This window comes from Peribacillus sp. YIM B13472 (genome assembly GCF_042788005.1).
GTDB classification, from domain to species: domain Bacteria; phylum Bacillota; class Bacilli; order Bacillales; family DSM-1321; genus Peribacillus; species Peribacillus simplex_E.
The window spans coordinates 92,244-113,603 of record NZ_JBHZPG010000005.1 but is presented as its reverse complement, the minus strand read 5'-3'; the positions used below and the strand labels follow the sequence as shown (position 1 = coordinate 113,603).

Sequence of the window (21,360 nt, the reverse complement as noted above, 5' to 3'; positions counted from 1 at the left end):
TCTTTTTCTTTTATAGGAATTTCGCCGTTTCAAATAACCCCATAGAAAAGAGCCCTTTCACCATGGAGCTAAAGGTGAAGGACTCTTTTCTTTTATTTATCGAATTTCAGTTTTGCCAAGGCATCCGCCAATGCAGTATTGATCGGCTCTTCTTTATTTTGCCTTTTCATATAATTGGAGACTTCATTTTTGGATACTTTTTGATTTTTATTTTGCCCTCTTCGTTTATTGTAAGAAGAAAGTTTTTCGTGAAAACCGCATTTACAGGTGAATGTCTGTGCTTCTCCTTGACCGCGCATTTCCATTTTTTTGTGACATTGTGGGCATCTGGCATTTGTTACACGTGAAACACTTTTTTTGTGGCCACATTCACGATCTTGGCAGACAAGCATTTTTCCCTTTTTACCATTCACTTCAAGCATCAGCTTGCCGCAATCAGGACATTTCGTTCCTGACACATTATCATGCTTGAATTTTTGGTCACTATTTTTGATTTCATGGACGATATTTTTGGCATAGGTGCGCATATCTCCGATGAAAGCCTGTTTTGGCAGCTTTCCTTTTGCAATCGCGGTTAACTTTTGCTCCCATTGAGCTGTCAAAGCTGGTGATCGCAAGTCTTCAGGCGCCAATTGAAGAAGTTGTTTTCCTTTCGAGGTAACATGAAGGCCCTTTCCCCTCTTCTCGACCAGGAAGCTATTGAACAGCTTTTCAATAACGTCAGCACGCGTTGCAACAGTTCCAATCCCGCCAGTTTCACCCAAAGTCTTGATGAGCTCTTTGCTTTCCCCTGCCATGAAACGAGCAGGATTCTCCATTGCCGAAAGAAGCGACCCTTCATTGAATGGTTCCGGCGGTTTCGTTTCACCCTCTGTTTGTTTCACGGTCGAAATGGTTAAACTGTCACCTTTTTGAACATTCGGAAGCAGTTGCTCTGCAAGGCCATCTTTAGCTTCTTCCTCATCGAATTGGTGATCATAAACTTCCTTCCAACCTGACTTCAGGACGACCTTCCCTTTTGCCATGAACGTCTCCTGCCCCATTTTTGCGGTGATGGTCGTTTGTTCATATTCGTAAGGCGGCATCAATACAGCAAGGAACCTTTTAACGACCAAATCATAGATTTTCGATTCCTTGTCGCTCAGTTTTCCCGGCAGCGGTGTTTGCTCAGTGGGGATGATTGCATGGTGATCAGAAACCTTGCTATCATCCACGAACGATTTATTGACTTTAATCGGGCTGCGCAGGATCCTCGATGCATACTGGGCATATGGTTTAATGCTTACTGCTTGTAATCTTTCTTTTAGCGTATCAACCAAATCCGTTGATAAAAAGCGTGAATCCGTCCTTGGATAAGTCAAGACTTTATGGCTTTCATATAAGCGCTGCATGATCGATAGCGTCTCTTTCGCCGAATAGCCGAATTTCTTATTGGCGTCCCGTTGAAGTTCTGTTAAATCATATAAAGAAGGGGCAAAACTTTTCTTATGGGACTTGTTAACTTCAACCACTTCTGCACTTTTCCCCTTAACGGCTGCAAGAACCTGTTCTGCCTTGTTTTTATCAAATGTGCGGATATCCTTTGATTGAGCATCTTGCCATATCAGACGCAAATTAGGTTCTGCTATTGCCGAAACGCCATAATATTTCCTAGGCTGGAATTGTTTTATTTCTTCTTCTTTTTTTGCGATCATCGCAAGTGTCGGCGTTTGGACCCTTCCGCAGGATAACTGGGCATTGTGCTTGGTTGTTAGGGCACGAGTCGCGTTCATCCCAACGATCCAGTCCGCTTCCGCCCTTGCTACAGCAGAGGCAAATAGGTTTTCATACTCCTTGCCATCCTTCAGGTTTTTAAATCCATCTTTGATCGCTTTATCCGTTACAGAGGAAATCCAAAGCCGTTTGACCGGCTTCTTTACATTTGCTTTTTCGAGAATCCAGCGTGCAACAAGTTCACCTTCACGGCCTGCATCCGTTGCAATGATGACATCCTTGACATCATTGCGGTTCAATTGTGTTTTAACCGATTGAAATTGTTTGCCTGATTGCTTGATGACGACCAACTTCAAAGCAGGCGGCAACATGGGCAGGTCCTCAAGGCGCCACGTTTTATATTTTTCATCATAAGATTCCGGATCTGCATGGGTGACCAAATGACCTAGTGCCCAAGTGACGATATACTGTTCGCCTTCAAAAAAGCCATTACCCTTTTTCCCGCAATTCAGCACTTTAGCTATATCTCTTCCAACCGAAGGTTTCTCGGCCAGTACGACTGTTTTACTCATAATAACATCCTTTCGCTTTTAAACTGGTTCCTCTATTATCTCATATAATTTATGACAGGGCGATAATGTACAGCATGGCATTGATAAACAGATCGAACAGGACTCCCCGCACCCACATATATGTAAATTAATAGATTAGATAGCAATCCCGTGCAGATTTTAGTATGATGAAACGTAGGGATTTTTTCAAATTAATTGGGAGGTTCAATATAAAATGAGCTTACTTTCTATAGATAAATTAGCACACAGCTTTGGCGACCGCACATTATTCAAGGATGTATCCTTCCGCCTCATGGCTGGTGAACATGTAGGCCTGGTAGGGGCGAATGGTGTCGGGAAATCAACGATGATGAATATCATTACAGGACAACTCATCCATGATGATGGCCGGGTGGAATGGACACCTGGTGTCGAATATGGCTATCTTGATCAACATACGATACTTTCTAAAGGTAAATCGATTCGCGACGTCTTAAGGGATGCATACTTACCTTTATTCGAGCAGGAAAAAGCACTGAATGAAGTTACAGAAAAAATGGGTACGGCCACACCGGAAGAACTTGAAGAGCTCTTGGAACAAATGGGTGAAATCCAGGACAAGCTGGAAGCCGGCGGTTTTTACAATCTCGATATTAAAATTGAAGAAGCGGCACGCGGTTTAGGGTTGGATGCAATCGGATTGGACCGTGATGTCTCTGCCCTAAGCGGCGGACAACGGACAAAGGTTTTATTGGCGAAGCTACTTTTGGAACAGCCTGAAGTACTGCTCCTTGATGAACCGACGAACTACTTGGATGTAGAGCATATCCGCTGGCTGAGCAGCTACTTAAAGGAATATCCTAATGCATTCTTATTAATTTCGCATGACACTGAGTTCATGAACGGCGTCGTCGACGTCATTTTCCATCTTGAATTTTCAAAACTGACCCGTTACACGGCAACTTATGAAAAATTCCTTGAGCTGGCTGAATTGAATAAAAACCAACATATTAACGCATATGAAAAACAACGCGAATTCATTAAAAAGCAGGAAGATTTCATTGCAAAAAATAAAGCCCGCTATTCAACGACTGGCCGGGCAAAGAGCCGTCAAAAGCAATTGAATCGCATGGAACGTATCGATCGTCCAGAAACTGCAATGAAACCTACCTTCGACTTTAAAGAATCACGTGCGAGCAGCCGTTATGTCTTTGAAGGTGAAGATCTGGAAATCGGATATGACCGCCCATTGCTTCCGAAGCTATCCATGACCATCGAACGAGGAGAAAAAATTGCCGTGGTCGGCTGTAACGGAGTTGGTAAATCCACTCTTTTAAAAACGATTTTGGGTAAAATCGATCCTCTAGGCGGTAAAAGATCACTTGGGGACTTCCTTTTTTCTTCTTATTTTGAACAGGAAGTGAAAGCAGGCGAAACGACGCCGATCGATGAAGTATGGAATGCATTCCCGCATCTGGACCAACCGCAGGTACGTGCGATTCTTGCCCGTGTCGGTTTGAAAAACGAGCACATTACACGTCCGATGAGCCATTTAAGCGGTGGGGAGCAAGCAAAAGTACGCCTATGTAAACTCATGCTTACCGAAAGCAATTGGCTGTTATTCGATGAACCGACCAACCATTTGGATGTAGTTGCAAAAGAAGAACTGAAACGTGCATTGAAAGAGTATAAAGGAACGATTGTCCTCGTATGCCATGAACCTGATTTCTATGAAGATTGGGTAACCAAAGTATGGGATGTAGAGGAATGGTCGGCCCAAAATTAATTTTTTTAGGGGATGTCGCAGAAGCGGCATCCCCTTTATTATGAAATAAATAAAAAGCTGACTGAAAGGCTCCTTCAGTCAGCTTTCATTTCCTCAATATGCAGCTTAAACTCTTTCCGCCACCAAGGTAAATGTTTTCGGAAGCCCAATATCATGGATTTTATGATTCGGTTCCTCCTCGAGCACTTTTATAACAAGCCCTGATTGACCTATTGACGTTATCAGTTCCCCGATCGTCCATTTACGCTGTACAACTCTTGAAAGGCTCCCTTTTTCCTCATCCGGCATATGCTTCGAAAAAGCGACCTCATTGTTTTCGATTGCCGGAGCGAAATAGTTGCCTGTTATTTTATGTTTTTTACCATTTGAAGTAATGAGCTTTGTTGAAATCGGGTGAAATTCATGCAGGACGAATCGGCCTCCAGGTTTCAGCATCTTTTTAATTTTTTCAAATAAAGGCTGCAGATCTATTAAGTAGTGAAGTACACCTAGCTCCATTAAAACCAAATCCTGATTCCCTGATTCATGCTCGGATGATAGTGAAAGGACATCCGAAACGATGTACTCGATGGAGACATTGGCCCCACTTGCCAGCTCATTTGCAAACATTGCATTTTCCTGGGAAAAATCAACAACTTTCACTTCAGCTCCCAATATGGCGAGGGCAACTGCCTTAACACCGTTCGATCCCATCAAATGAGTGATTTTTTTACCGGATATTTCTCCCATGTATTTATAAAAAGGGTGCAGTCTCCATTTGGGGTTTTGCTTGATTTTTGATGCCAATTCCACGGGATCTCCATAACGATTGACCAGCGCTAAATAATTATTCTGGTTCCACGCCTGTTCATTTTCCGCTGTGAACCCCTTCTGCTCGGCAGATAAGTAAGCATGGATCTCGGAACTGCACTTTCCCATTTCTTCGTCGTATAGATAACTGTATAACGACCTGCACCACACCTCCATATCCCCCATCTTAATGGACAAACGATAAGGGTCCGTTTTAATGGTCGTGTTAAACCGGCAGCGCACAGTGGCAGAAACCCCCTCGACATCCATTAGAAAGGAGGCAGTCTCAGGACTTCTTTCAGGCTTTGTTGGTGTGTATTCGGAAAAAAGATCTAAAGCCTCATTAAAGACATCCCATTGTACCTCAATATCGATCTTCTTATACTCATCGATGTCCACTCCTTGCACGAACAGAGCGGATCGACCTGTATATTGATATGGGATATTAGCTTGATCCAACATGTTCGCCATTAATGTGATTGAATGATAATAACTTGCCTTCATATGAACCTCCTAAACATCAAAAGAACATGACAATTATTCTTCTATAGCAAATTTCAAACCCGTATTCGTAATGGCAATCAGCTCTTCATCATGGCGGTCTATGCCATAAACGAGTAATGTAACAAGCATATATATTGCTCTGAACCGAGCTAAACTCTCTGTTTCCTTTTCGATTTCGCCATAAATATCAAAAAAAACCCTGCGCACTTCTTTGGGGAAATAACTGTATAAAAAGGAGAAATCAATGGCTGGATTCCCGACATGAACATCTCCCCAATCAATGATGCCCGCGAGAACGCCTTCTTCATCAAGTAAAACATTCCGGATATGGATGTCTCCGTGTACGAGTGAAAGCGGATGCTGAACATCGAATTCACCTAAGGTTTCAACAAAATCCCTAACCGCATGCGCCTGTTCAAAGAATCCTAGCTTTAATAGATTCGAGACATTTTCCATTAGCGATTTCTTACGATAGGATACATCAAGCCTCATCATCCCATCAGGCTGCACACCTAAACGCATAGCCCTTTCCACAGGGAAACTGTGAAGAGCTTTCAAAAAATGGGCAAACCTTTTTGCCGATTCAGCCTTATTTGCTTTTGTTCCTTCTACAGGCAAGTGTCCCTTTACCATTTTATAACCGGTAAAAGGATACGGATACAATGTACTTGGTTTCCCAAAAAAGATCGGTTCCGGGATAGCAAGCGGAAAAGTGTCTGCAATGGAAGGCAAAAGCTGACTTTCCACCTGAATCAACGTAACCGCAATAGGGCGGCGGGGGAAACGGAATACAAATTCCCCATTGATTTGTATGACCGTGTTATCGAAACCCTCCCCAAGTTGCTTGACCTCTTTCAACTCAATTTCCGGAAACTGCAGCATGATCAATTTCCCCGCTAGCTCCAGCGAAACCGGATATTCTGCCAACCAAGGCTTTTCCACTACCGTCTCCCCCTTTTACCGGTTTCTCCCTCTATTGGGGCTGCTGCCAGATCCCCCTCTAAGATTACTTGGCCCTTGTGTACTGTTTGCTCTACGGCCGTCTCTTTGATCTCCTCGTGGATTGTCACGCTTTGGTCCGCGGCTGTCTTCCGAGCGGCCACCCCGCGGATTCTCTCGCCTTGGTCCGCGGCCGTTTTCCGAACGGCCTCCCCGTGAATCCTCACGTTTAGGTCCACGCCCGTTTTCCGAACGGCTTCCCCGTGAATCCTCACGTTTAGGTCCGCGGCTGTTTTCCATCCGGCCTCCCCGTGGTTTCTCCCTCTCGACTTCACGATTGTCCGCTTGATTTACAGAACGGTGACTGCCTCGATTCGGTCCTCTCGTATCTATCCGTTCCCGGTGTTTCCTTCCCCCTCCCGAACGCGGTCGGCGGGTACCCTCATCAGAAGAGTCTTCATAGCGTTTCCTTTTTTGCCTCACTTCATCGGGTTGGAACATTTTCACTCCTTCAATCGTCCTTCTTTCGATTTTCATGGAGATCCCTTTTTCAATCTCGCTTAAAAGCTGTAAATCCTTCGTTGCTATGAAAGTTACAGCCAAGCCATTCTCACCTGCTCGGCCCGTCCGGCCAATTCGGTGGATGTAACTTTCTGCATCCTCGGGAACATCATAATTAAACACATGTGTCACGCCTTCTACATCGAGTCCTCGTGCAGCAACGTCCGTTGCCACTAAATATTGAAGCTTTGCGTCTCTGAAGTTTTTCATGACACGTTCCCGCTTTGCCTGTGAAAGGTCACCATGAAGCTCTTCAGAATTGAATCCAGCTGCCTTCAGGGCATCATTCAAAACAGAAACGCGACGTTTTGTACGGCAAAATATGATCCCAAGGTATGGCTGTTCTTCTTTGATCATGTTGATTAATGAAGACTGTTTGGCACGATCGGTGGTCTCGATGACAAGCTGCCTGATTTTCTCTACCGTTACTTGCTCAGCCTTCACCGCGGCAGTTAATGGTTTAGTCATATAGTGTTTAGCCAATTGATGCACCTGTTCAGGCATCGTCGCGGAAAAGAGCAACGTTTGGCGCTCCCCCGGAAGCTGTCCCATGATTTCTTCCACCTCTGGTAAAAATCCAATATGTAGCATTTGATCAGCTTCGTCCAGCACGAGTGTTCCAGTTTGTGATAGATCGATGGTGCCTCTTCGTAAATGATCTAATAGCCTGCCTGGAGTGGCGACCACCACGGAGATGTTTCTTGTCAGCTTTTTCATTTGCTGCTCGACATCCTGTCCGCCATAAACTGCAAGCACTTGAAGTCCTTCAATTTCATTAGCGAATTTCTTCAATTCAGCAGTGATTTGCAAAGCCAATTCCCTGGTTGGCGTGACGATAAGGGATTGTATGTGGGATGCGGCGGGATCTACTTTTTCCAGGATTGGCAGCAAAAATGCCAAAGTCTTCCCCGTCCCCGTTTGAGCCTTCGCGATGACATCCCTTCCAGCAAGGATATCTGGTATCGATTTCTCCTGAATCGGGGTAGGGGCGGATATTCCTATTTGCTTTAATATCATGTTAATCGCCGGGCTGACGCCAAGGTCGATGAATTCTGTCATGTATTGGCCTACTTTCTGAATTTCTTCATTTAATTGACTGATAAATCCACTGAAATGGTAACAGCTTCCTTTACTTAATGTCATATTCCTTAGTCTAAGCTAATTGTTAGTATATCATTATCTATTTTCGAGAAAACCTGTACCTTAAAATTTTTCATCCTATTGTACTTTAGTTGTTTTTCTAATATAATTTATAAGATTATTTAATCGAGCTACTTACTTTAAAATAAAGGGTAAGAATCTCATCCTTGTAGATTTGTGCAAGGATTTTTTGTATATATAAAAGGAGTGACCGCATGTTTAAATTAAAAGAACGGAATTCAAATATTAAGACGGAAGTACTTGCGGGGCTTACAACCTTTTTAACTCTGGCTTATATCATCGTTGTGAACCCAATGATCCTTTCTGATGCCGGAGTTCCTTTCGACCAGGCATTCACGGCAACCATAATCGCAATAATAGTCGGTACCCTATGCATGGCCCTTTTAGCCAATTACCCAATTATCATAGCACCGGCAATGGGATTGAATGCTTATTTTGCATACTCGGTATTGGGAACCCATGATATTTCATACACAGTTGCCTTCTCTGCAGTCTTTGTTACCGGTATCATCTTTATCCTTTTATCCCTAACCTCTTTCCGCTCTAAATTGATCGAGGCCATCCCTAATAACTTGAAGCATGCAATCAGTGCCGGAATCGGACTTTTCATCACCTTCATCGGACTTCGCTTGTCAGGTTTCGTAACACAGCATGAATCCAACCTAGTCACCCTTGGAAGCTTCAGGGACCCTAGTGTGGCACTTACATTGGTTGGTCTGGTCATTACGATCGTGCTGATCGTACGTAATGTACAGGGTGCGATATTCATCGGGATGATCGTGACTGCCATAATCGCCTTCTTTACAGGGCAATTGGAAATTAACGGTCTAGTTTCCACCCCTTCATTACCTGAAGGGATTATCGTCGCCAATCCAATCACATCTATCGCCGATGTCATTAACTACGGCCTTTATGGCGTCGTCTTCTCCATTTTGCTTGTAATGCTTTTCGATACGACCGGTGCTTTATTAGGCATAGTCCGTCAAGCTGGATTGCTGAAGGATAATAAGCTTGAAAAATCCGGCAGTGCCTTCTTTGCAGATTCCATCGGCACTACTATTGGCGCCATGTTCGGTACAAGCCCGACCGCTGCCTCGGTTGAATCTTCAGCTGGGGTAGGAGCAGGCGGCAAGACAGGCTTAACCGCGTTAGTTGTGGCCATCCTGTTCTTAATAACTGCCTTCTTCAGTCCACTGATAGGGGCTGTTTCAAATGTAGCGGCAATCACGGCACCAAGCTTGATCATCGTGGGTAGTATGATGATCAAAAGCATTAATGAAATTGACTGGACACACTTTGATGAGTCATTCCCAGCCTTTTTGGTCATTGTCGCCATGCCGTTAACGTCAAGCATCGCAAACGGGATAGCACTTGGATTCATCGCCTATCCCATTTTAAAAATGGCAAGGGGGAAATTCCGGGAAGTGCATCCGTTCGTGTACATGTTTGCCGTTTTATTCCTTTACCAACTGATTTTCCTGGCTTGATCATTTCGTGAAGGACATCATGGAATAATAAAAAGGAGTGTTCAATTCATGTTAATTGAACACTCCTTTATTTGTTTACGTGCAATTAATTTATAACGCCATCCATCTTTTTACCTTTAATCACACTTGGTACTCCAACTGCCGTGCAATTATCGGGAACGGATGTCAAAACAACTGCATTTGCCCCCACTTTCGAATTCGTGCCAATTCGGATGCCGCCATTTCCTATATACGCATAATCACAAACCTCAGGTGCCTTTTTACTTTCTTTATTTTGTCCTAAACTTACTTGATGCATAATCGTAGCACGATCTCCTATTTTGCAATATGGGTTGATAAGAACGCCTTTAGCTCCATGAAGCAGACGTAAATCCTTGCCGATTTGACATTGCCCAGGAAATTCGCAATTCAGGAAAAGTCTTATGATTAACAAATCTACCATGCGAGGAACAGCCCTTCTTGCGTGGCTATTGAAAAGTGAATGACCGGTTGATGAGTGTTTATTCAAAGTAGGAATGTGCATCCGTCACGAAAAAAAAGCCTTTCCCCGATTGTTTACGGGAAAAGGCTGATGTCTAGTTCAAAGGGGTTTGTGTCATTACCCCCCGCAAAAGAAAAAGGAGGATATCCAACTTGTCGCCAGATATCCTCCTACATATTCACTGGTTCATTTGATCAAGGAAATCACCCAGGAGATCGTCAAGATTTTCTTCTTCCGGTTCCGATTCTTCCTCTTGTTGTGAGGGTTCATCCAAATTCCAATCAAAGTCATCCAGATCTTTCTTAGGTAAGTCTCCCTTGACCTCCTCCACTACCTTTTCTTCAAGCTCAACCTGCATATATTCCTCATTCGATCCATTACTGCTCAAAGAGGCAAGTAAGGCCGTTGCACGTAAAGGATCGGATAAAAGGTTGTACATAATCGTTCCAAGCATAGCTTCTGAGTGGGAATGCTTGAGCCAATCACGCTGAGATTTGCTTAGTTTGTTCGGCATGGGCAGGGCAATCATTTCCCGATCCTGATGGGTGGATTGCCCGACTCCATCGAGAACATACTCGGCAATTTTACTGGAAAAATTCCTTCTTTCCGTTTCCTTCAATTTCTGCAGCTGTCTTAACGTATAGTCTGATACATCCGAAGGGATACGAAAAGTGATGGCTTGCCCTCTTTTAATTTCAGAAGAAGCTGTTTTTTTCATTCTCTCACCTATTTAATGGAACCCGTTCTTTGTTCTTTCTTCTTTTGCTGGGACTGATTCTGTTCCTTTGCATTCCGGCGATTAAAATCCGAAATCAATTTATAATAGGCGTTTGCCATCATCCAAACGCTTTCCCGTTCATCTTCGAAAAAGTCTATATTGTAGCCATCGAAATTTTGATTCAATGTTTTCAAGTAATCTTTCAGGACAATCGATCCCCCGCCTACAAAATAGCAAATTTCCGTTTGTGAATTTTTTTGCCATACGTTGCGCAGGTGGCGATATTGCTTTTTGGCCAGTTCTCCCAAAATACGGTCAACGATATCATGGACGCTTGTCCGGCTTCCGCGAACCATAATATGATTGCGATCATTTTTCTTCGTGATGATTTCTACGACATCGCGCCTGCTATCCAGCTCGACACCATGTTTCTTCCTGATTTCCTCACGAATTGATTCAAGTGCTTCAGCTACTCCCAAATTGAATCCTTGTGCCTTGTCATCGTCAACTTTACGATTTTTAATAACCGCGATATCCGTCGATAATCCACCGATATCCTGAATGAGTATTCTTTTATCTATTAATTCACGGTTAATGATATTCAAATCTTTATCCATGACCAAATTTATGTATGCAGCGAAGCCCTCTGGATAGACTTTCACTTCATCGAACTTGATATTAACCTTCATGCCTTGGTATTTAGGAGTAATTAAAAATTCCACCTGATGGACAGATCCTAGTAATTTCGAGCGGTACCCGACGTCTTTTCCTTCTTTAACCTCACGAAGAGGCAAGCCTGTTCCAAGCGTATAGTTGGCTTCCACAACGTTGTTCACTTTTTTGAATGTATCGTTGTCCCCCAATTTGGCAGCGTCTAATGCAAGTGCTGCAAAAAGCATGACTAATGTTTGATCTTCTTCCGATTTACTGCTTCCTAAATCAAGTTCTGTTGGATTATCACTTTTTGTTGCCAAGTTCCCAACGCGATAAATCGCATTATTGTCTTGCAGAGCCGGTGAATGGACCCTAATATGAATCCCTTCCAATGGGTTTTTTTCATTAAGTTCCTCAATCCCAATGACCGGACGGTCCTCTATGTCTTTTGCAATGACATTTGGTATATATAGTTCAGACTCTAGCTTTCCAAAAATAGCTTTGATAGCATCATTTCCTACGTCTACTGCTGCGATTCTAGAACTCATCTAAAAACATCCCCTTTTTTATAGAAAAAAATTTAGTGAAGCATTCCCTTTAAGGATAGAAAAAGTTCCCACGATAGTCAATGCTTCATTAGTAATAGCTATATTTGTCGAATTGTTTTCAAATTGTTTACATTAGGAACAAATATGTATACACCTTATATATAGCTATGCGTACGTGTTTGTACACTCGTATACGAAATTGTGTACGATCCATCTTTTTTTGTTTACACGTACACGTTTTTGTACACAAACCATATATTGTATTTTTAATTGATCTTTCCCCCTACAAAAATAAGCGTATAAATAGTGAGTTTGGTTATGATAATTAATGGACAATCCACTAATGAACTGTATAGAGGTGTTCAAATGACTGAGAGAAATACAGAAACTCCCCAAATTCGGGAACCCTTTGGCGCAGTGCCTTAAATTCCCCTTCGATTTCTAAACTAGATACAGATATAACCACTGACGTCTTAATTGTAAGCGGCAGAATTACAGGGATTACTCAGCACGGATAGAGGCTGGCGAAATCCTTAACGGAACTACGGGACACGCCACAGGATGGCCTTATTTACGATTTGTTTGTTCACTAAAAACATGGTGAAGAGAAGCCAAACTATATTATGTAGCCTATGTAGAAGGAATGAGCTTATCAAAGACTTGGCAGAAGAACATTCCATTGAATGTAATTTGACTGCAATGGATACCTATATTCACGTGAATACTGATGAATATAAAAGTAAAATCCAAAATGAACTAAAAGCCTATCGAAACTAGCCATTCGCGGGGATTATGCAGAAGAAATCCCTTTCTCCTTTCCTTGTAAATCTTCCATGAAACAAGCACAGTTTCACCCCTTTAAAATATTTAACGGCCCTCCTCTCCATGATTCTGGAAGCTGAAAAAGTTTCCACGATAGTCAATGCTTCATTAACAGTAGCTATAATTTCCGATTGTTTACAATAGGAACAAATATGTATACACCTTATATATAGATATGTGTACGTGTTTGTAAACATGTATACTTATTTGTGTACATCACATCTATTTTTGTTTACATGTATACATTTTTGCAAACAAACCAAATAATGTATTTTTTCACTCTTTCTTCTTACAAAAATTAGCGTATAAAAAGCGAATTTGGGTATGGTAATAAATGGACAATTTACTAATGAACTGTATGGAGGTAATCAAATGACTGAAAAAAATACAGACCTTCCACGATTTCCGGAACCCTATTGGCGCAGTGCGTTAACTTTCCCTTCTTTTTCTAAACTAGATACGGATATAACCACCGATGTCTTAATAGTAGGCGGCGGAATTACTGGAATCACTTCTGCTTATCTACTAGCTAAACAAGGTGTTAAAGTCACACTGATTGAGGCAGGCGAAATTCTAACTGGAACGACAGGACACACTACAGCAAAAATCACGGCCCAGCATGGCTTGATTTATGACCAATTGATCACTGACCATGGCGAAGAGAAGGCCAGACTTTATTATGAAGCCAATGCAGATGGAATGAAGCTAATCAAAGACTTGGTAAAAGAACATTCCATTGAATGTAATTTGACTGCACAGGATGCCTATGTCTACGCAAATACAGATGAATATAAAATCAAAATTCAAAATGAACTGAAAGCCTATCAAAAACTCGGCATTCGGGGGGATTATGCAGAGAGTATCCCTTTCTCCATCCCTTCTAAAGCTGCTGTGATAATGAAAGATCAAGCACAGTTTCACCCGTTAAAGTACTTAACTGCCCTCATTTCGACAATTCTCGAAAGTGGAGGCAAAGTTTATGAACGGACAACGGCAATGAAGATTGAAGACGGCGATCCCCCTACCGTTCTGACCGATAATGGACATACAATCAAAAGCAATCAGGTAATCGTTGCCTCCCACTTCCCTTTTAATGATGAAAAGGGCTTATACTTCGCCCGTGTCCATGTAGATAGGTCCTATGTACTTGGAATCAGGACTGAACAGGAATATCCCGGTGGGATGTATTACAGTGCAGACAGCCCTACCCGATCCCTTCGCTATACGGAATTGGACAATGGGGAAAAACTTATACTAGTCAGCGGAGATGGTCATAAAACAGGCCAGGGAGTCTCAATGATCGAGCATTATGAAGCACTGAAGGACTTCAGTTCCCAATATTTCGATGTGAAGGACATTCCCTATCGCTGGTCGGCACAAGATATTGTGACACCGGATAATATCCCCTTCGTCGGATCAGTGACATCCAATAATCCAAACGTTCTGATAGCTACCGGCTATGCGAAATGGGGAATGACGAATGGGTCGATTGCGGCCAAGATTTTAACTGACCGGGTTTTGCAAAGGGATAACCGGTATGCAGACTTGTATGACCCAGCCCGTTTAAAAGGCATGAAGAATATAGTCCAAGATAATGCTGATGTAGCGAAGCATTTAATCAAAGGCAAATTGGCAGTCATTCATAAAACGCCTGAAGACATAGGAATTGATGAAGGAGCAATCGTGAAGGTGAATGGAGACAAGGCTGGGTGTTACCGTGATCATGATGGCCAGCTTCATATTGTCGATTCCACATGTACGCACATGGGATGTGAAGTTGCCTGGAATAGCGGGGACCGTACTTGGGATTGCCCATGCCATGGCTCCCGCTACTCCATTGCTGGTGAAGTGTTGAATGGCCCTGCTGTCGAACCATTGAAAAAAATACGCTGATGGTCACAGTGATTTTATCTAATAGTCGACTGGGTCCGCTGTTTTCCTTATACTGAAGTTACTGCACGGTTGAATGGTTGCAAATAACTCTGAAAAGGATTGAATTGAAATGAACGGTAAAAATCGGAAGGACATTACCCCAGGTACCTCTGTGGACATTGTACTTAAAGCAGATCAACGCAGCGGAAAACTGACTAGCGGCACTGTAAAGGATATTTTGACCAACTCCAGCACTCACCCCCATGGAATTAAAGTAAGATTGACTGATGGCCAGGTTGGCAGGGTTCAAGTCATTCATAAGTAATGCGCACTCGGTTCAGGCCGAGTGTTTTTTTGTGATCATTCGACCGAATTAATGACAATGGGATATTTCAATCATGTTTCCCGTTCATAATTCGTACAATAAGGGTGAGATTATCTCTTTTAAAAAAGGCTGGTGTCAAAATGAAGGAATACAATCCCCCTGCTGATAGGGTTCATTACCGCAACGATGAACATACATTGAAAGTTTCCGGCTCAGAGACGCTATCTGCCGCTCCGGATCAAGCTACAATCACCCTTGGAGTCATAACAGAGGACAAGGACCCGCAAAAGGCCCAGCAAGCCAATTCCCAAGCAATCGCAAATGTCATCGCATCACTTAAATCCGCAGGTATTCCCGAAGAGCAATTGAAAACAAGTGATTACAGAATCGATCCGCAATATGATTATATTGACGGAAAGGAATTGTTCAAGAACTACAAAGTCCAGCACATTATCCAAGCCCAAACGACCGACATCGAGAAAATAGGCAGCATAATCGACACGGCCGTCATAAGCGGCGCCAATTCAATCACCAGCATCCGCTTCTCTTTATCCAACCCAGATGCATACTATAACCAGGCACTTTCTCTCGCTTTGAAAAATGCATACGAAAAAGCACTCTCCATGGCCCGAACATTAGGAATCTCATTGAACCCAGTCCCTAATAAGGTTGAAGAGCTATCTGAAACGGCAACACCGATGCTTTACCAAACAAGTACCTTTTCAAAAATGGCGACTACCCCGATTCAGCCTGGTGAATTGAACATCACTGCCTCAGTAAGGGTTGAATACACGTACTAGCACTCACTAAATTCCATCTAAAAACCCCCCTTTGTGAACAAAGGGGGGTTTCACTTTAAAAGACTACCGTCTTATTTTCATGAACAAGGACGCGGTCCTCCAAATGCCATTTAACGGCACGTGCCAGCACCCTGCGTTCAGCTGAACGACCGATTTTCTTCATATCCCCAGCAGAATCACGATGGTCCACACGTTCAATATCCTGCTCGATGATTGGACCTTCATCCAAATCATTCGTCACATAATGGGAAGTCGCCCCAATCAGCTTAACACCTCTGTCATAAGCTCTTTCATAAGGACGTGCTCCAATGAATGCCGGTAAAAATGAATGATGTATATTGATGATTTTGTTTGGATGGGCCGCTACGAAGTCCGGCGTCAATATCTGCATATACCTAGCTAAGACAATAAGGTCCACTTTGAATTCTTCCAGAAGTCCAAGCTGCTTTGTCTCCACTTCCCTACGAATATCCTTATTTGCAGGAATGTAATAAAATGGGATGCCCATTGATTCGACAATTTGCCTTGTATCTTCATGATTACTGATGACGAGCGCAATATCAGCTAATAAATCCCCGCTTTGCCACTCCCATAGCAATTCCAGAAGGCAATGCGGTTCCTTGGAAACGAAGATTGCCGTCCTCTTCAGATCACTCACATGGTTAAATGTCCATTGCATCGAGAATGCTGTCGAAACTTCCTGGAATGCCAGTTGCATATCCGTTGCCCTATCCTTCAATCCCGGACAATCGAATTCGATCCTGGTGAAAAATGTACCTCCCTCTGGATTCATCGAATACTGACTCAATTCAACAATATTTGCATCATATTCTTTAAGAAAGGCAGTAACTGTCGAAACAATTCCTGGCCGGTCCGGACACTTTATAATCAAACGGCCTCTATCTTGATTCTTTTCGCGAAACTCCTGTAACTGTTCTTGCACAAAGTTGCTAACCATTTTCCCAACTGCCCTTCTTCTATTTTGCTATATTATACTTCAATTCATGGGCAAAATTAAAGTCAGTCCATTCAATACGGGATTTTGTTGGGAGACAACATGGTCCTTTTTTGAAATTCTCCAGTTTTATCCCATCCCATTCATTAAATATGGGTTTCGATAAAGTCTAAATCATCATCCTGAATTGTTTCAAATTCATCTCCAGCGCTGAATCTAAACTGAAATTTCTTACTCCGCCAAATAATAATTGTCATAATTTTAGGGAATTTCCGATAATTTGGCAGGAAATGAAGGCAAAGGCCGAGAACCTTTATGAAATGCATAGTGAAGGGGATTCTTGAATGAAATGTCGGCATGATCTGGACACCCTTTTTTATTTTCAGTTTTAATTTCCCTACTAATGAGGTTATTTCACTGCCTCATAAGGGTATAGACCATTCTATTAGTTTTTTTCAAAGGGGGAAATGAAATTATCATGAAATCATCAGTTACATTCATTGTATCCATTCTGGCTGTTCTCGGTCTTCTGTCCGGCTGTGCTGAAAAGGACCAGCTGGAGGATGGAAGCAAGCTGATCAATAAGGACCAGTTTGTTTTCGCTGCCTCAGGCGAATTCAAGCCATTCAGTTATGTCAATGATGACATGACCGTAACCGGATTCGATATTGAGGTCGGCGATGCAATAGCAAAGGAACTGGACCTGGAGCCAGTACCTAAACGGATAAAATTCAAAGGTATCGTGGAAGGTGTCAAAACCGGTCGGGCGGATGCCGCGGTTGCCAGTCATACAATCAATGAACAGCGAAGTAAACATGTTGCATTCTCAACCCCTTATTACTACTCGGGTCCTCAAATTTTCGTCCGCTCAGATAGTGATATTAAAACGGTCGAAGATTTAAAGGGAAAGGAAGTTGCGGCTTCTAAAGGCTCCACGTACGCAACCACAGCAGAAAAGTATACAACCAATGTAAAAACCTATGACAGTGATATCACCGCCCTGAAAGCATTGAGCGGAGGCCGTCATGATGCCGTCATCACCGACTTCGTAACCGGCAAGGAAGCGGCCAAGGAAGGTTTCGACATCGAAGGAAGGCAATTGATCGAACGAAGCGAGCAGGCCATCGTACTGCCCAACGACAACCCTCAGCTGCTTGCACGTATCAATGAAGCACTTGAAAACCTCCGGGAAGATGGAACGCTTGCGAAAATCAGCAAAAAATACTTTGGTGAGGACATCACAACCAAGCCTGAATAAAGATTGATAGAAAGGGAGTCATTACATTGCCAAGTTTTTCACATTTTTTTGATACATTATTTAACTCCTCGGACGTATTCATCCGAGCCATGCTCCTCACATTGGAACTGACGGTAGTCTCCATATTGGTAGGAATCGTCATCGGATTGCTATTTGCACTTTTAAAAATTTCCAATATAAAAATTCTTGCCTGGATTTCAGATACATATGTATTCCTGGTACGGGGAACACCGCTAATCGTACAGATATTCATACTCTATTTCGGTATCAGCAATCTCTTCTTACTGCCGGACTTCTGGGCGGCGTCACTTGCCTTGGCCTTCCATAATGGAGCTTATATCTCTGAAATTTTACGTGGTACGATCCAATCCATCGATAAAGGCCAAATGGAAGCCGGACGCTCCCTTGGCATGAGCAAATCACTTACATTAAGAAGGATCATCTTACCTCAAGCCTTCCGTCGCGCATTGCCGCCACTAGGTAACCAATTCATCATCGGGCTGAAAGATTCATCACTGGCAGCCTTCATTTCCATGAATGAGCTGTTTAACGTGGCAACTACGTTAGGTTCAAATAATTTCGATGAAATGACTTATTTACTGATTGTAGCGGTCTACTACTTGATTCTAGTGGCATTCCTGACCATTATCGTCAATTTATTCGAAAAGAAACTTTCCATTAGTGATCGATAGGGGGAATTGAAATGGAACAAAAAGAAATGATTCGCATTAGGAATTTAAATAAATCGTATGGAGACCTTCATGTACTCAAAGATATTGATATGAAGGTACTGGATAGCGATGTTGTCTGTCTGATTGGGCCAAGCGGTTCCGGAAAAAGCACCCTGCTTCGCTGTTTGAATTATTTAGAGAAAAAAGACAGCGGGCAAATCCTCATTGAAGGAACGGAAATCCAACCGGGTACCCATGATATTAATAAAATCCGCGAGAAAGTCGGAATGGTTTTTCAGCATTTCTACCTCTTCCCGCATATGACCGTATTGGAAAATGTCATCGAAGCACCGACTCACGTCAAAAAGGTCCCTAAGGCCCAGGCGATCGAAGAAGCAAAAGCATTGCTTGCCAAAGTCGGCTTATCAGAAAAAGCGGATGTCTATCCAAGCAAGCTCTCAGGTGGGCAGAAACAGCGTGTCGCCATAGCTCGTGCCCTTGCTATGAAGCCTGATATCCTACTATTTGATGAGCCTACCTCGGCTCTGGATCCCGAACTTGTAGGGGAAGTTCTTGCCACGATGAAGGAACTTGCCTTGGAAGGGATGACAATGGTAGTCGTTACACATGAAATGAGCTTTGCACGTGAAGTTGGAGATTGGATTGTCTTCATGCATAATGGGAGGGTTGTTGAAAGCGGCCCGCCAAAAGAATTCTTCACCAACCCAAAAGAAGAGCGGACAAAAGAATTTTTGCAAACGACAGTCTTTTGATTTCCATCCTAAAAATCTGTCTATTAGCGAGAATAATTCGTCGTCCTAGAGCCTAAATCACCATTATAAGCAATACAGGCGAGACTTCCTGTATTGCTTATTTTGTTTTCTATATTCGCGAGATGGATAATTCCCAAAATTACATGAACAAAGTTTCAGGGATATTTTCGCTCTGATTGTACAAACTAAATACTTGATGAATTGTTTCAGATAAATCCTGATTCCGGCTCGAACATGGAAAAATATCTGTATTTATGGTATATATACAGGTAAAATTAAAAGAATTATATAAATGAAAGAGGTCGAATTCAGTTGGAAAATAACTCTTCGAATTTTATTAAAAATATTATAAAAGATGATCTAGAGTCCGGAAAACATGATCATGTCATCACCCGCTTCCCTCCTGAGCCGAACGGATATTTACATATCGGGCACGCCAAATCAATCATTTTGAATTTTGGGGTGGCTGATGATTTCAATGGGAAAACTAACCTTCGTTTCGATGATACGAATCCATTGAAAGAGGATATTGAGTTTGTCAACTCCATAAAGGAAGATGTAAAATGGCTCGGTTACGACTGGGATAACCTTTTCTTCGCTTCCGACTATTTTGATGAAATGTATAAAAGAGCTGTGCTGCTCATCAATAAAGGACTGGCATATGTGGACGACCTTAATGCCGACCAAATCCGTGAATATCGCGGAACGCTGACTGAGCCGGGAAAAGATAGCCCCTACCGTAATAGAACCGTCGAGGAAAATCTTGAACTATTTGAAAAGATGCGCAGCGGCGAATTCGAAAACGGTGCAAAAGTATTGCGTGCCAAAATCGATATGAGCTCGCCTAATATCAATTTGCGTGATCCCGTCATATACCGTATCTCCCATACTGAACACCATAATACCGGCAACAAGTGGTGCATCTACCCAATGTATGCCTTTGCCCACCCAATTGAAGATGCCATCGAGGGAGTCACACACTCCATTTGTACGCTAGAGTTCGAAGATCAACGCCCTCTTTATGACTGGATCGTTGAAAATTGTGAAATGGAAAGCAAGCCAAAACAATATGAATTTGGCCGTCTTAACCTGACCAATACAGTAATGAGCAAGCGCAAACTGAAGCAGCTTGTCGATGAGGGCTTCGTGGACGGCTGGGACGACCCACGGATGCCTACCATTTCAGGCTTGCGGAGACGCGGGTATACACCCGAAGCGATTCGTGCATTCTGCCAAGAGATTGGTGTCGCAAAAACAAGCGGTGTCGTAGACTCTCAAATGCTTGACCATTTCGTGCGGGAAGACTTAAAGTTGAAGGCACCACGGACTATGGCTATCCTAAATCCGCTTAAAGTGGTCATCACCAACTATCCGGAAGGCGAGATAGAATGGCTGGATGCTGAGGTCAATCCGGAAGTTCCTGAAATGGGCACAAGGCAAATCCCGTTTTCACGTGAAATTTATATTGAACAGGACGATTTCATGGAAAACCCGCCGAAAAAGTATTTCCGACTTTTCCCGGGCAATGAAGTCCGTTTGAAACATGCTTATTTCATTAAATGTGAAGAAGTGATAAAAGACGAAGCCGGTAATGTAATTGAACTTCGCTGCACATACGACATTGAAACGAAAAGCGGATCGGGCTTCACTGGCCGTAAAGTAAAAGGTACATTGCACTGGGTCGAAGCTTCACAAGCCGTTTCAGCAGAATTCCGCAACTACCAGCCTTTAATCTTGGATGAGGAAAATGATGAAGAGGAAGAAAAATCATTCCTGGACCGGGTAAACCCTGATTCTGTAGAAATTTTGCAAGGATTTGTCGAGCCGAACATGAAAGATGTTAAACCTCAGGATAAATTCCAATTCTTCAGGCATGGCTATTATAATGTTGATTCAAAACTCACTGCGGCCGATCACTTGGTCTTCAACCAAATCGTTGGGTTGAAAAGTTCATTCAAGTTATAGAATCACAGAAAAGAACCAGATTCCTAG

17 protein-coding genes are annotated in these 21,360 nt (G+C 42.8%); 9 read left to right on the top strand and 8 right to left on the bottom strand.

From position 1 onward, the window contains the following. Positions 1-92 precede the first annotated feature (92 nt). A complete protein-coding gene (locus ACFX4I_RS05920) occupies positions 93-2,285 on the bottom strand; it encodes a DNA topoisomerase III (protein ID WP_377419630.1) in 2,193 nt (730 codons plus the stop codon). Between the two features lie 214 nt (positions 2,286-2,499). Between ACFX4I_RS05920 and ACFX4I_RS05915 the strand changes: the two genes are divergently transcribed. Continuing rightward, complete coding sequence (locus ACFX4I_RS05915; RefSeq protein WP_377419628.1) at positions 2,500-4,050, top strand: ABC-F family ATP-binding cassette domain-containing protein; 1,551 nt, start codon at positions 2,500-2,502, stop codon at positions 4,048-4,050. Positions 4,051-4,155: 105 nt separating this feature from the next. Here ACFX4I_RS05915 and ACFX4I_RS05910 read toward each other — a convergent pair whose 3' ends face one another. The 3 genes from ACFX4I_RS05910 to ACFX4I_RS05900 are packed head-to-tail and all read right to left on the bottom strand — an operon-like array spanning position 4,156 to position 7,902. Further along, positions 4,156-5,343: a class I SAM-dependent methyltransferase gene (locus ACFX4I_RS05910; protein ID WP_309519594.1), complete on the bottom strand. Its 1,188-nt coding sequence runs from the start codon at positions 5,341-5,343 to the stop codon at positions 4,156-4,158. A gap of 33 nt (positions 5,344-5,376) precedes the next feature. Further along, on the bottom strand, positions 5,377-6,285 hold the full coding sequence (locus ACFX4I_RS05905) for a phosphotransferase (protein ID WP_230300264.1): 909 nt from the start codon (positions 6,283-6,285) through the stop codon (positions 5,377-5,379). A 15-nt stretch (positions 6,286-6,300) separates the two neighbouring features. Next, positions 6,301-7,902 (bottom strand): DEAD/DEAH box helicase, encoded by a 1,602-nt coding sequence (locus ACFX4I_RS05900; protein WP_377419626.1) that lies wholly within the window; start codon positions 7,900-7,902, stop codon positions 6,301-6,303. A 296-nt stretch (positions 7,903-8,198) separates the two neighbouring features. Between ACFX4I_RS05900 and ACFX4I_RS05895 the strand changes: the two genes are divergently transcribed. Next, positions 8,199-9,491 (top strand): NCS2 family permease, encoded by a 1,293-nt coding sequence (locus ACFX4I_RS05895; protein ID WP_377419624.1) that lies wholly within the window; start codon positions 8,199-8,201, stop codon positions 9,489-9,491. A gap of 85 nt (positions 9,492-9,576) precedes the next feature. Here ACFX4I_RS05895 and ACFX4I_RS05890 read toward each other — a convergent pair whose 3' ends face one another. The 3 genes from ACFX4I_RS05890 to ACFX4I_RS05880 all read right to left on the bottom strand — a co-directional run bounded on the left by ACFX4I_RS05890 (position 9,577) and on the right by ACFX4I_RS05880 (position 11,892). After that, positions 9,577-9,933 carry a serine O-acetyltransferase gene (locus tag ACFX4I_RS05890; protein WP_377419622.1) on the bottom strand — a complete coding sequence of 119 codons (357 nt, stop codon included), beginning with the start codon at positions 9,931-9,933 and terminating at the stop codon, positions 9,577-9,579. A 217-nt stretch (positions 9,934-10,150) separates the two neighbouring features. Continuing rightward, on the bottom strand, positions 10,151-10,690 hold the full coding sequence (locus ACFX4I_RS05885; protein ID WP_230300260.1) for a hypothetical protein: 540 nt from the start codon (positions 10,688-10,690) through the stop codon (positions 10,151-10,153). Positions 10,691-10,698: 8 nt separating this feature from the next. Then, entirely contained in the window at positions 10,699-11,892 is a 1,194-nt protein-coding gene (locus ACFX4I_RS05880) for a ParM/StbA family protein (protein WP_230300259.1), read from the bottom strand. Positions 11,893-13,086: 1,194 nt separating this feature from the next. Between ACFX4I_RS05880 and ACFX4I_RS05875 the strand changes: the two genes are divergently transcribed. From ACFX4I_RS05875 to ACFX4I_RS05865, 3 genes are all read left to right on the top strand, one after another. Further along, a complete protein-coding gene (locus ACFX4I_RS05875) occupies positions 13,087-14,607 on the top strand; it encodes an FAD-dependent oxidoreductase (protein WP_377419620.1) in 1,521 nt (506 codons plus the stop codon). 109 nt (positions 14,608-14,716) lie between these two features. Beyond that, complete coding sequence (locus ACFX4I_RS05870; protein WP_063234246.1) at positions 14,717-14,911, top strand: YwbE family protein; 195 nt, start codon at positions 14,717-14,719, stop codon at positions 14,909-14,911. A 140-nt stretch (positions 14,912-15,051) separates the two neighbouring features. Continuing rightward, positions 15,052-15,711, top strand: a complete 660-nt coding sequence (locus ACFX4I_RS05865) for an SIMPL domain-containing protein (RefSeq protein WP_377419618.1) — start codon at positions 15,052-15,054, stop codon at positions 15,709-15,711. Between the two features lie 55 nt (positions 15,712-15,766). On the opposite strand, the gene purU is transcribed toward ACFX4I_RS05865, so the two are convergent. After that, positions 15,767-16,669, bottom strand: a complete 903-nt coding sequence (gene purU / locus ACFX4I_RS05860) for a formyltetrahydrofolate deformylase (protein ID WP_230300256.1) — start codon at positions 16,667-16,669, stop codon at positions 15,767-15,769. Between the two features lie 475 nt (positions 16,670-17,144). Here purU and ACFX4I_RS05855 point away from each other — a divergent pair, with 475 nt between their 5' ends. From ACFX4I_RS05855 to ACFX4I_RS05840, 4 genes are all read left to right on the top strand, one after another. After that, complete coding sequence (locus ACFX4I_RS05855) at positions 17,145-17,924, top strand: transporter substrate-binding domain-containing protein (protein WP_230300255.1); 780 nt, start codon at positions 17,145-17,147, stop codon at positions 17,922-17,924. Between the two features lie 26 nt (positions 17,925-17,950). Then, positions 17,951-18,616, top strand: a complete 666-nt coding sequence (locus ACFX4I_RS05850; protein WP_076368450.1) for an amino acid ABC transporter permease — start codon at positions 17,951-17,953, stop codon at positions 18,614-18,616. A gap of 11 nt (positions 18,617-18,627) precedes the next feature. Continuing rightward, positions 18,628-19,368, top strand: coding sequence for an amino acid ABC transporter ATP-binding protein (locus ACFX4I_RS05845; protein WP_283932429.1), 741 nt, complete (start codon positions 18,628-18,630; stop codon positions 19,366-19,368). 312 nt (positions 19,369-19,680) lie between these two features. Further along, a complete protein-coding gene (locus ACFX4I_RS05840; RefSeq protein ID WP_230300254.1) occupies positions 19,681-21,333 on the top strand; it encodes a glutamine--tRNA ligase/YqeY domain fusion protein in 1,653 nt (550 codons plus the stop codon). Positions 21,334-21,360 lie beyond the last annotated feature (27 nt).